An 11,410-nucleotide genomic window follows, 5' to 3' on the forward strand; every position below is an offset into this window, starting at 1 on the left:
GATTGGGTGCGCCGCGTCGGCTAAATGTAATCGAAAAACCGATCACAATTAGACAGGGTGCGCCGCGTCGGCCAAATGTAATTGAAAAACCGATCACAATTAGACTGGGTGCGCTGCGTCGGCCAAATGTAATCGAAAAACCGATCACAATGGGACGGGGTGCGTACGTTGGAGGTGCGTGGGCTGCCGAGAACAGGCCCATGTTGGTATGAGCGTGTATGGCGGAGGCATAGTCAGCGGATATGGAAAAAAGGCATCCGGGAAGCGTAGGGTTACGCTCCGCCGGGTGCCTTTGTGTTTATCAGATAAGTGGATGGAGAAACTGTGTGGCCGGAGAATTAACCTTCCAGCAGCAGCGACTCAGGGTCCTCCAGCAATTCCTTGACTCTGACCAGGAAGCTGACCGCTTCTGATCCGTCCACGATCCGGTGATCGTAGGACAAGGCGATGTACATCATCGGACGGTTGGCCGTGCGCTCCTCATCCAGCGCGATTGGGCGCAGCTGGATCTTGTGCATGCCGAGAATGCCGACCTGCGGGGTGTTGAGGATCGGTGTGGACAGCAGGGAGCCGAACACTCCGCCGTTCGTGATCGTGAAGGTACCGCCCTGAAGCTCCGGCAGGCTGAGCGTATTGGCGCGCGCCTTGGAGGCCAGCTCGCCGATCCGCCGCTCGATCTCCGGGAAGCTAAGCCGGTCGGCATCGCGGACGACTGGTACGACCAGGCCTTCCTTGGCAGCTACGGCAATGCCGATGTCGTAATATTTCTTGAGCAGGAGATCTTCTCCGTCGATCTCGGCATTCAGCATCGGGTAAGCCTTGAGCGCGCCGATGACGGCCTTGGTGAAGAAGGACATGAAGCCGAGTCCGACCTCGTGCTTCTCCTTGAAGGCATCCTTGCGGCGCTTGCGGATGTCGAGAATGGCGGTCATGTCCACCTCGTTGAAGGTGGTCAGCATCGCGGCCGTCTGCTGCGCTTCGACCAGGCGGCTGGCAATCGTCAGCCGCCGCCGCGACATGCGCTTGCGCTCGGTGGCTTTGCCGTCCTCGGCGTGCGGCGCCTTGCCCGCTGCCGGCGGCGCGGGCTTCGCCGGCTCCGGCCGCGCGGCAGCCGCCGGAGCTGCTGGCGCAGCGGCCTGCGGCCCGGCTGCGCCATGACCATCCACATCGGCCTGACCGATCCGGCCGATAGGGTCGCGGGCAGTGACCTCGCCGAGGTCGATGCCCCGCTCCCGCGCCAGCTTGCGCGCCCCCGGCGAAGCCAGGGCCGCAGTGCCAGCAGCGGCAGGCTCAGCCGCTGCGACACCAGCATCAGCGGCAGGCTTAGCCGCTGATGCACTTGCGGCAGCAGCAGGCGCGCTGCCGCTCTGCGGTGCGGCCGCTTCCGGCTGGCTGCCGCCAGCGGCCGGTGCACCGGCGGCGCTGCCGATGATGCCGATGGCTTCGCCAACGGCAACGTTCTCGCCCGCCTGGCGCAGGATGGAGGAGATGACGCCGTCCTCCTCCGCACTGATCTCGAGATTGACCTTGTCGGTCTCAAGCTCGGCTAGCACATCCCCCTGGCCGACAGTGTCGCCCTCTTTCACCAGCCATTTGTAGATCGTTCCTTCGGAAATCGATTCGCCCAAATCGGGTACTTTTATCTCGGACACAGGCCGTACCTCCCCAAATATAGTGGTGTGCGTGATATCGGATGACCGCCTTGCTGTGCTCAGGAAGACGGTACAGGTGCTTGCACTGCAGCATTCAATTTCAGGGCTTCCCGGACAATGCGCCGCTGCTCGAAGCTGTGGACATCTGCGTAGCCGCTGGCCGGACTGGAACGGTCCGGACGGCCGATATACTGGACAGTGACCTTCTGCGGTGCGATGGCGCGCAGCCGGGATTCGGCATACGTCCACCCGCCCATATTCTTCGGTTCTTCCTGCACCCAGACGATCTCCTCCAGAGAGCTGAAGCTGCTAAGGTGAGCGCCAAGCTCGCGTTCCGGGAACGGATAGAGCTGTTCCATGCGCAAAATGTGCAGCCAGGAGAAGTCCTGTCCGCGCGTTGCCTCCAGCTCCGTCTGCAGGTCGATGGCCACCTTGCCGCTGCAGACCACGAGGCGCTTCACGGCTTCCGGCTTACTGCCGAGCAGCGGCTCGGGAAGAACCGGCTGGAAGGTGCCCGAAGCGAGGTCCGCTCCGGCTGAGGTGCTGCGCGTGTTACGGATCAGGCTCTTCGGCGCCATGATCACCAGCGGCCGGGCATCCGGTTGTCCGCAGAGCGCGGCCTGACGGCGGAGCAGATGGAAATACTGCGCAGCGCTGGTCAGGTTGGCTACAGTCCAGTTCTCCTCGGCGGAGAGCTGGAGGAACCGTTCCATTCGGCCGCTGGAGTGCTCTGGTCCTTGGCCTTCATAGCCATGAGGCAGCAGGATCGTCAGATTGCTGCGCTGCGTCCACTTGGCACGGCCGGCGGAAATGAACTGGTCGATAATGACCTGAGCGGCATTGGCGAAGTCGCCATATTGAGCCTCCCAGATGACGAAGGTCTCCGGTGCGAACACGTTATAACCATATTCGAAGCCGAGGACAGAGGCCTCGGACAGCGGACTGTTATAGACGCCGAACGAAGCGCTGGAATCACTCAGCTGATGCAGCGGAGAATAGAGTTCGCCGTTCTCGCTGTCATGCAGCACCAGATGGCGGTGGGCGAAGGTGCCGCGCTGTGAATCCTGTCCGCTGAGGCGGATCGGCGTGCCATCCTTCAGGATGGTAGCGAAGGCAAGTGTCTCTGCCAGCGCCCAGTCTACCCGTTCTCCGTCATTCAGCGCATCCTTGCGGCGCTGCAGAATCCGTTCCAGCTTCGGATAGACCTTGAAGCCGGCCGGTACGCGCAGCAGCTCACGGTTAATCTCCTGCAGACCGGCCAGAGGGAAGGCGGTTGGACGCTGCTTAGGACTGTCGTTATCCAGGGCGACGGCGGCTTTGGACTCTGCATTCTTCTGCTTGCCTTCCTTCATCTGATCGAAGGCCTGCTGGAGGACGCTCTCCGCCTCGGCAATCATGTTCTTCAGATCATCGGCTGTGATTACCTTCTCGCGCTCCAGGCGTTCTGCATAAGCGCGGTACACAGTAGGGTGGTTCCGCACTTTGCCGTACACAATTGGCTGGGTCGTCTCGGGATCATCCATTTCATTATGTCCGTGGCGGCGGTAGCCGATCAGATCAATCAGGAAGTCCTTCTTGAACATATGGCGGTAAGCGCTGGCCAGACGGACTGCGGCAATACAGGCTTCCGGGTCATCGGCATTGACATGCACGACCGGAATCTCATACCCTTTGGCCAGATCGCTGGCATAATGGGTGGAGCGGGAATCCTCGCTCTCTGTGGTGAAGCCGATCCGGTTATTGACGATAATATGCACGGTACCGCCATTCTGATAACCCTGCAATTTGCCGATATTAAGCGTCTCAGCGACAATACCTTCGCCGGGGAAGGCTGCATCGCCGTGCATCAGCACAGCCATAGCCTTGCTTGTGTTCAGCTTAGGCAGTCCCGGAGCGTTGCGTTCTTCCTGTGCGGCGCGTGTGAAGCCCTCGACTACAGGATTGACGAATTCAAGATGGCTCGGGTTATTGGCCAGCGTGATCCGGGTGCGTACGGTCTCGCCTTCGCGGACGGCACGGTCAGCCCCGAGATGGTACTTCACATCACCGCTCCAGCCGTAGGTCACACCCATAGAGCCTTCCGAAGGGAACAGCTCTTTGTTCGGCGAATGATGGAACTCTGAGAAAATAATATCATAAGGCTTGCCCAGAATATGAGCCAGCACATTAAGTCTTCCGCGGTGGGCCATGCCCATCAGGATATGCTCTGCGCCGTCATGCGCGGCAGCCCGCACAATTTCATCCAGCATCGGCACAAGGGCATCATTGCCCTCCAGGCTGAAGCGCTTTTGGCCGACGAAGGTCTTGTGCAGGAAGGTCTCGAAATGCTCCACCTGAACCAGCCGCTTCAACAGCTCTTTGCGTTCTGTATTATTCAGCGGGGCAGGGGAGGTCATCGATTCCGCCTGGCTGTTGAGCCAGCGCAGCTCGCGTTCATCATGCACATGCCCGAATTCATAAGCAATGGTCTGTGTATAGGCCTGGCGCATTCTGTGGACGGCATCCATCGCGGTATGCACATCCGCAGGGGCATTATCCCAGATCAGCGAAGCCGGCAGGGCATTAAGATCCTCGCGGGTAAGCTCGTAGGTCTCCAGCTCCAGCCATTTGGCCATCGGGTTCGTGCTGCGCTCCAGCGGGTCAATGTCTGCGGCCATATGGCCATATATTCGAATATTAGCGATCAGCTTCGAGGCCTTGACAGCCTTCTTGAGCCACTCGGCATCTGCTGATACGGCAGGCCTTGGAGCCCTCTCGGCATCGGGTGCCAGTGGAGGGGGGCCGGATACGGTGAAGAGATCGCGGTAATGCTGTTCAACAGAAGAGGGGTCCTTGACAAATTGCTCATATCTTTCTTGAATGTAGCCCAGGTTGGGGCCGTAGTATTTGCTCCATACTGTGTCGTTATAGGGCTCTTTGACTGCCATGAATAGGTCCTCCTAACGGATAAACTCCACGCGAGGCATCCAGTGTGCCACTTGGCGGAGCTGCAAATGTTTGCGGTTTCATTCTCACCTTATTGTGCTACTTTCCGGCGGGGTAATCAATTCATACTTTCGCGCAATCCGTTCGCAATTTGGCATGATTCATTACAGTATTCATACGGAACTATCATAAATAGAAATAAGGCGGAGCGGATAGCGTTCCCTTTAGTATAATTAAACTATTACATAGGGTTTGAACTTGGAACTGGAAATATTTATACAAGCCGCTGGCAATTTCAGCTAAGTTTCCTCACATTTTATCATAAAAAAATTCCAGAAAACGACACACTAATCTCACATGATCTTGTATAATGTTATTGCGGAGAACGGTTTCATCGATTCTTGCCAGATCCTTTCATGATGGAAAGGGTCCAGTAAAAGGTAAACCTGCCGAAAGACAGGGGCACAAAGTCTCGGATCTAAAGTAGAAATACTACAAAGTAGCAATACTACTATGATGGCCGGACTGCCTGGGGACGCGAAAATTCTAGGAGGAGATTTCTTGGATATGTCCAACCAGGGGAATGACGAGCTGCAGGCAGTAGATCTGGATTTAGAATGGGTGCACTTGCTGATGTCTGCCAAGCAGGCGGGGATCGCGGCGGAGGATATCCGCCGGTTTCTAAGTGAGAAGGCGCTCCAGGCGATGTAAGGGCGGTCATCATTGCTGCGATACATACAGAAAAGGCACAGCGTCCGGTACGCTGTGCCTTTTCTGTATGCCGCTTGAAAGGATGCCTTCGCCGAAGGCGGCCTCCCTGCCGTGCGGGGTCTTCCCTGTGGCATACAATGCTCGTCTAGTTGTCCTTTTGTTCCATGCGCCATTTCTGGTAATCGAGGAATTCCTTGAATTCGCGTTTGCTTATACCGGAGGCCATGGCCTCCTGAACCAGCCGGAACCATTCCCCGTCCAGAGCCTGTTCTTCCGTCTCTGCCAGTCCGCCATACAGCAGTGCATGAATGGATACCTGAAGCGCGTCAGCGATTTTTTCGATGAATTGAATGGAGGGGTTGGATTGAATGTTCCGTTCCACATTACTGAGGTATGATTTCGCCACATCAGCCTTATCGGCAAGCTCGGATAACGAATAGCCCTTCTCCAGCCGGAGTTTGTGGATGCGGCTTCCCATAGTATCTGACACGATTACAACGCCCTCCGTACTTTTTTGGTAAAAGATAAGAAGTGATATGCTTCGCGCTATACATTCTCCTTATCTTTCTCGTTGAAACGGTACCGCCCGTTCAAAGGCCGGCCAAGCCGTTTTCTCTTGTCAGTATAACAAAAATCCGCAAAACGGACAAAATCTTGAACCCGGCAACGGGAAAAAGAAACGGCATACCCGGCCCGGATGGGGGAGGATATGCCGTCTTGATGGTTTGCTGAAACGCTGCCTTCCTAATAAAAGGACGGCAAAGCCATGTTCACTTGTATAGGCTGGCCCCTGAGCTACTTGGCTTCTCCCACTCCTTGAAGCGCATCGAAGGTCCAGTTCAGCGCTAAGCCGTCACCCTGGAAAATGTTCTGATCGAGCGTGTTGTCTACGAATTCGAAGGCGATCTTGAAGGTCTTGGACCCGGCGGCGGCAATCCCGCCTGGCAGTACACCTGCTGCTACGAGATCGTAGCTGGGGGTGTTTTTCAGATCCTTCAGAGAGATCTCGGACAGCACATGACCGCTTAGTGAACCGCCGGTGTACGTATTATCGAGGAGCTTGACCTTGAAGTGGTCTCCGAGATCCTGGCCTGCGTTATCGCCCTTGGCATCGGTTACGGTGTAAGTGGTGGCAAGCTTCAGGAATTTGATATCCAGTGTGCCGTCATTGGACAAGGTGAAGGTGCGGACGGTGTAATCTCCCGGCTTCAGATTCGTCAGCGCTACCGGAGTATTGAAGGAAGAGCCGAGCTTCAGCGTACCCGCTGCGAAGGTTGCCGTGCTGGTAGCTGTGGAGCTGAAGTAAGCGAAGGTGCCCCCGCCGATTAAAGACAAGCCCAGTGCTGCCGATGCTACGCCAAGACCCAATGTTTTTTTGATACCCATGATTGATTTCCTCCTCGAATGGTTTGTTTTGTTGTGGAATTATTGGAGCGTGCCTTTTTCCTGGTTGGCTTCGAAATTCAGAGTCAGTGCAAGCGTGTCGCCCTGATAATAGTTCTGCGGCTGGAGGGTCTCCTTGAAGGCGAACTGGATGGTCAGGTTATCCGAGGTCCCGGCTTTGATGCCGGACTTCTCTCCGCCTAAGATCGCTCCGACAATTCCCCGGGCCACCAGATCGGGACTCTCCTGCTCCAGATCGGCCAGCGAGATGACCAGGAGCGGCGATTCCTTCTTATCCTTGTTCACGAGGAAGGTCACAATAATATCATCCTTGAAATTATGGGAGCCGTTGTCTCCCTGGGCGTCTGTAATGGCCGATGAGGTGCGCAGTACCACTTTGGGAATATTGAGCGTCCCATCATTTTTGAGTTTGAAGTCCCGTAAGACGGTATCGCCCGGCTTGAGATTGCTGAGATTCACAATGACGGAGGGATCAGATTGTAATGATAGGGTTCCGTTGTTAAAAGAAGCTGAGGAAGTAGAAGTGCTGCTGAAGTAAGCGAAGGTGCCTCCGCCGACCAGGGTTAAGCCTAATGCTGCCGATACAACGCCGAGACCTAATGTTTTTTTGACGTTCATTTGTTCATCCCTCTCTTATGAGTCTGCTTTGTGCATAGCCGGTGCTTCCGGCAAGCTGTATTGTGGCTCCGCGTTTCGTAAACGGGAGAGGACAATCGATCATTGTACGAGGTCAGTCAGAGTATCCGGCCCGCCGCCGCTGGTTGCGGAAGACGAGACGTTCTTCTTTTCCAGTGCCGCAACGGCCTTCCAGGAAGAATACAGCGCGTAGAGCAGCAGGAGTAGTCCGGGAATAATCATCAGCACTACGCTTCCGGCTTTGGAGACTGCGAAGCTCATGGCATAGCCCACATAGGGGATAGTTACGCCGGTGTACTCACCTACCACATTTGTGGAACTAACGGCTGCGGTGTCGGCAGAATCATTATTGTCGCCCTTGGTGGTGTAGCTGGCTTCCCCCAGAGCACTGTTCAGCTCGGCATCGACCACGCGGTGGGTAATCAGGATATTATCGGGATTCAGAAAAGTGATCACATCGCCCTTCTGGAACCGGGTCATGTCCCCGCCCGGCTTAATGGCCACAATGGAACCGGTCTGGATGCCGGGCTCCATGGAGCCGGATAATACCGTCTTGATCTGGTAGCCGAAGAAGGAGGGCTCGCCGCCGGAGGCTTTGGAGATGACAACGGCTGTGATCAGCACCAGGAACACTATAAGAATCAGAGTGGAAATTATCGTATTGGCTATTTTTCGGATGCGCATCTTATTCGCCGCCTTTGCTGGTGTCGGATTGTGGAGCCGGTGTAGCTGTAGGAGCAGGCTGCGCGCCGTCCATTACAGTGCCCGGAATTACGCTGCCGGGTAGTAGATCTGGAGTTGCTTCCGGTAAAAGAAGCCCCGGCGCCGGAGTGGCAGTGGGAATAACCTCTGCTGCTGCTGAAGCTGTGGGGACTGGATTGTCCTCTACAGGCGCTGCGGGAGCAGGCTCCTCTGCCGGCTGGCTTTTGTCAGGAAGACTGGTTGCGGCCGGCTGGTTCCCGGCTGGTTCTTGTTCAAGCTCCAGCTTCAGCGCTTCGTCAGCAGCCTTCTGCTTCTCTATGGCGAGCCGTTCGGCTTCCTTCGTTCTGGCTTTCTCGGCCTTTTCAAGCGCCAGGCGTTCCTCTTCCTCTTGCTGTGCCTTCGCCTTGTCCTCAAGGGTTGTTTTGGCTTCAGCGATTTCTGTGAGCCGCTCCTGTAAGGTATGGATGGTGGAGGACAGGGTATCCTTGGATGCCGTTAATTCGGTATTCAACTGCTCATACGTGGCCAGCAGCGCGGGGGATACCTGCGAATCTGCCTGGTAGGCGCTGGTAACGAATGAGAGGATAGGCTCTTCAGCAGGGAAGCTGTAGTCATCCTGCCGGAGCAAGACGCGGTCCGGATTACCGGTGGGCAAGGATCCGCCGATATTATGAATCGAGCCAAGATACTGCACAATTCCGCTTAATGTCTCTGCCAGCGATTCCGACAGAATCCCGCTTTGATGAAGACTCTCTTGAAGCTTGTCGAAGAACTGGGCGTCACGGATTTCCAGACAGTTAGGGTCGAGATTCACCATATATCCTCCAAGCTTGTGCAGAATGGCCGCTGCATTGCCAATTTCCTGCAGAATGTGTTGCCAGACCGTCCCGTTGAAGCTCAGCTGCTTCTCCAGCAGGTTGATCTCGCTGCCAGCTTGAGTGAGCTCAGACGAGAGTTCGTCCGCAGCCTGATCCAGCTCTGCCAGCGACAGCTCTCCGGCAGCGACTGAGGTGTTATACACTCCACTGATGCTATGGCTGCCAAGGGAAGCTTTCAGCTCTATGACGGTGTTTAGATGCCCGCTGAATTCCGACAACAACTGCTCAATCTGACCCGGGAAAACCGGGCACAGCCCGATGGAGCTGATCTGTTCCTGGGAGGTGTTGAACTCTCCGTAGGTGCTGCCGATCTGGCCTGAGGTATACATCAGGAGCACAGATACGGCCATACCCGATTGCAGAATCCGCAGGCCGAACTTCCTGGTTTTCCGTTTGCGCCGCTTGGCAGATCTGGGGTACATAGCTGATCCCCTCTCAAGTTGCTAATGAGTTATTCGTTATATTCGTTCTTAATAAAGAACGATATCGTAAGCAAATCATACACCGCGCTGCTCAGAAAAGAAAAATGTTATTTTCAGCGGAATGTTCGCAATAAAGTACGAAATGTGTGGGATATCTCGCTGTACCTGAGGATATCGCTGTTTTTCACAAATGTTCTTTATAGAGAACGGCGAGAGGGGTGAGCATGGGGAGGTAGGGAGAGTAGTGAAGAGCACTAGTGCACCTGAATCCGGTGAAAGCGGGCGATACGCGGAAATGAGGAGCACTAGTGCACCAGAATGGGGCGAAAGTGGGTAGTAGGCGTAAATGAGGAGCACTAATGCTCCTGAATCTGGAGAAAGCAGAGGATACAAGGTGTTGGCCGCAACACAATCCGACGGTGAGGGATAGGCACCAGTTGGCTGAACGATGGGGTTTAGTGTATTCCACGGCAAAGAAGGTACTGTCCATAAAAGGATAGTACCCTCTCCGATGCACCTGTTCAATTTCAGTGTACCTGTCCAATAATCCGGATCTCCAGCAAACTACATTCTTAAGGCAGCTTCTCCCCGCGCGAGGTGACGTACAGCTCGTACCATTCCTTGCGGGACAGCTCCAACTGGTCTGCGCCTGCACAGGCGGTGATCCGTTGCGGATTCACGGTGCCGATGACGGGCTGGATGGCTGCGGGATGGGTCATCAGCCAAGCCAGCACGATAGCCTCGGGCGTTGTGCCCTTCTCGTCAGCAAGTCTCTGTACCATGGCTGCTGTATTCACAACATTCTCCGGCTGGCCTTCAAGCGGCCGTCCGCTGAAGAGTCCCTGGGCCAGGGGGCCCCAGGCCTGAAGCTGGATGTTCCCGGCACGGCAATACTCCATGGTGCCCTCCGGGAATGTAATGTCCTTCCACGGGTCGCGGTTCACGCTGAGTACGGCGTCAACCCAGCTGATCCGGGACAGGCTCATATGCAGCTGGTTGACAATGAACGGCTCGTCGCAATAAGTCTGTAACAGCTGGATCTGGGCGGCGCTCATGTTGGAGACGCCGAAGTGGCGCACCTTGCCGGAGGCCTTGAGCTGATGGAGCGCTTCCGCCACTTCTTCAGGGTCCATTAACGGGTCGGGGCGGTGCAGCAGCAGAATATCAATATACTCTGTGCCCAGCCGTGCGAGAGTTCCATCGACGCTGGACAGAATATGCTCCCTGGAGAGGTCGAAGCTATTGGAGATATCGCCTGGCTCCATCAGCTTGATGCCGCATTTCGACTGGAGCAGGATGTCCCCGCGCAGACCCGGCCGTTCCTTGAAGATCTGTCCGAACACCTTCTCTGCCTTGCCCCGGGTATAGATATCCGCATGGTCAAAAAAATTAATGCCTATAGACAGCGCCGCATCCAGCGCCTCATGCCCCTGCTTCATATTCGCAGCCGTGACCGGTTCACGGTCCCAGCCGCCGCCCAGCCCCATGCAGCCCAGGGCGATACGGCTGGCAGGTATGCCGCGCCGGTTAAGGGGTAACGCATTCAGCAATGTGATCCCTCCATCATATTCAGCTTGAGCATGCTCCGGTTAGGTTACCGGAAAAGCATACACCTTCAGAACCCGGTGTGGTATCTCTTGTCGCTGGAGGAGCGGTGTTTCGTGGTCTCTTTATCCTTCTCTTCCTCTTTCTCGAGTGTCAGGTCCTCTACGGGTATCGGGTCTACATGCTGCTGGCTCTCATCTACATCGAACAGGCTGGGCTTGTCCGTAGGGTATTGCTCCGGGTGGTCACGCTCGTCTCTGATCGGCTTTTTGTCATCGTTCATAGCGGCTTCACTTCCCTTTCCAGAGTATCCGCCAGGCGGGGCCGGCATACCGTACGAATTGAAACTGTAGTACAGCCGGATGCCCAACCCGCTCGCCAGCGGTTTGCTTCAAATATAAGAATTTATATGTTTCACACTATAACTTATCCTTCTATTTCCCGCTGAAACGGTACCGCCCTTTAAAAGGACAGTAAAGCCGTTTCCACTTGCTAATAAACACATATGGTCTCCGCTAAACAATTCCATCGGCTA

10 protein-coding genes and 1 riboswitch are annotated in these 11,410 nt (G+C 55.7%); of the genes, 1 reads left to right on the plus strand and 9 read right to left on the minus strand.

All coding sequences use genetic code 11. From position 1 onward, the window contains the following. Positions 1 to 338 precede the first annotated feature (338 nt). Entirely contained in the window at positions 339 to 1,652 is a 1,314-nt protein-coding gene (odhB, locus tag MKX51_RS00350; protein ID WP_340990805.1) for a 2-oxoglutarate dehydrogenase complex dihydrolipoyllysine-residue succinyltransferase, read from the minus strand. Positions 1,653 to 1,711: 59 nt separating this feature from the next. Next, entirely contained in the window at positions 1,712 to 4,579 is a 2,868-nt protein-coding gene (locus MKX51_RS00355; protein ID WP_340990806.1) for a 2-oxoglutarate dehydrogenase E1 component, read from the minus strand. Between the two features lie 427 nt (positions 4,580 to 5,006). Then, a riboswitch (cyclic di-GMP riboswitch) is annotated at positions 5,007 to 5,110 on the plus strand. A gap of 34 nt (positions 5,111 to 5,144) precedes the next feature. On the opposite strand from MKX51_RS00355, the gene MKX51_RS00360 reads away from it, so the two are divergent. Continuing rightward, positions 5,145 to 5,288: an anti-repressor SinI family protein gene (locus tag MKX51_RS00360; protein WP_143803895.1), complete on the plus strand. Its 144-nt coding sequence runs from the start codon at positions 5,145 to 5,147 to the stop codon at positions 5,286 to 5,288. A 145-nt stretch (positions 5,289 to 5,433) separates the two neighbouring features. Here the strand turns inward: MKX51_RS00360 and MKX51_RS00365 are convergent, their stop codons facing one another. From MKX51_RS00365 to MKX51_RS00395, 7 genes are all read right to left on the minus strand, one after another. Beyond that, positions 5,434 to 5,766 (minus strand): helix-turn-helix domain-containing protein, encoded by a 333-nt coding sequence (locus MKX51_RS00365; protein WP_036732876.1) that lies wholly within the window; start codon positions 5,764 to 5,766, stop codon positions 5,434 to 5,436. A 317-nt stretch (positions 5,767 to 6,083) separates the two neighbouring features. Next, a complete protein-coding gene (locus MKX51_RS00370) occupies positions 6,084 to 6,674 on the minus strand; it encodes a TasA family protein (RefSeq protein ID WP_036732873.1) in 591 nt (196 codons plus the stop codon). Between the two features lie 39 nt (positions 6,675 to 6,713). Beyond that, complete coding sequence (locus tag MKX51_RS00375; RefSeq protein WP_340945174.1) at positions 6,714 to 7,310, minus strand: TasA family protein; 597 nt, start codon at positions 7,308 to 7,310, stop codon at positions 6,714 to 6,716. 99 nt (positions 7,311 to 7,409) lie between these two features. After that, positions 7,410 to 8,012 (minus strand): signal peptidase I SipW, encoded by a 603-nt coding sequence (gene sipW / locus MKX51_RS00380; RefSeq protein WP_340945173.1) that lies wholly within the window; start codon positions 8,010 to 8,012, stop codon positions 7,410 to 7,412. A gap of 1 nt (position 8,013) precedes the next feature. Then, positions 8,014 to 9,330: a hypothetical protein gene (locus tag MKX51_RS00385; RefSeq protein WP_340990807.1), complete on the minus strand. Its 1,317-nt coding sequence runs from the start codon at positions 9,328 to 9,330 to the stop codon at positions 8,014 to 8,016. 572 nt (positions 9,331 to 9,902) lie between these two features. Then, positions 9,903 to 10,880, minus strand: a complete 978-nt coding sequence (locus MKX51_RS00390) for an aldo/keto reductase (RefSeq protein WP_340990808.1) — start codon at positions 10,878 to 10,880, stop codon at positions 9,903 to 9,905. 65 nt (positions 10,881 to 10,945) lie between these two features. Then, positions 10,946 to 11,158, minus strand: a complete 213-nt coding sequence (locus tag MKX51_RS00395; RefSeq protein ID WP_076086808.1) for a hypothetical protein — start codon at positions 11,156 to 11,158, stop codon at positions 10,946 to 10,948. Positions 11,159 to 11,410: the final 252 nt, after the last annotated feature.

The sequence above is a fragment of the Paenibacillus sp. FSL M7-0420 genome, from assembly GCF_038002345.1.
In the GTDB taxonomy this organism is placed as follows: domain Bacteria; phylum Bacillota; class Bacilli; order Paenibacillales; family Paenibacillaceae; genus Paenibacillus_AQ.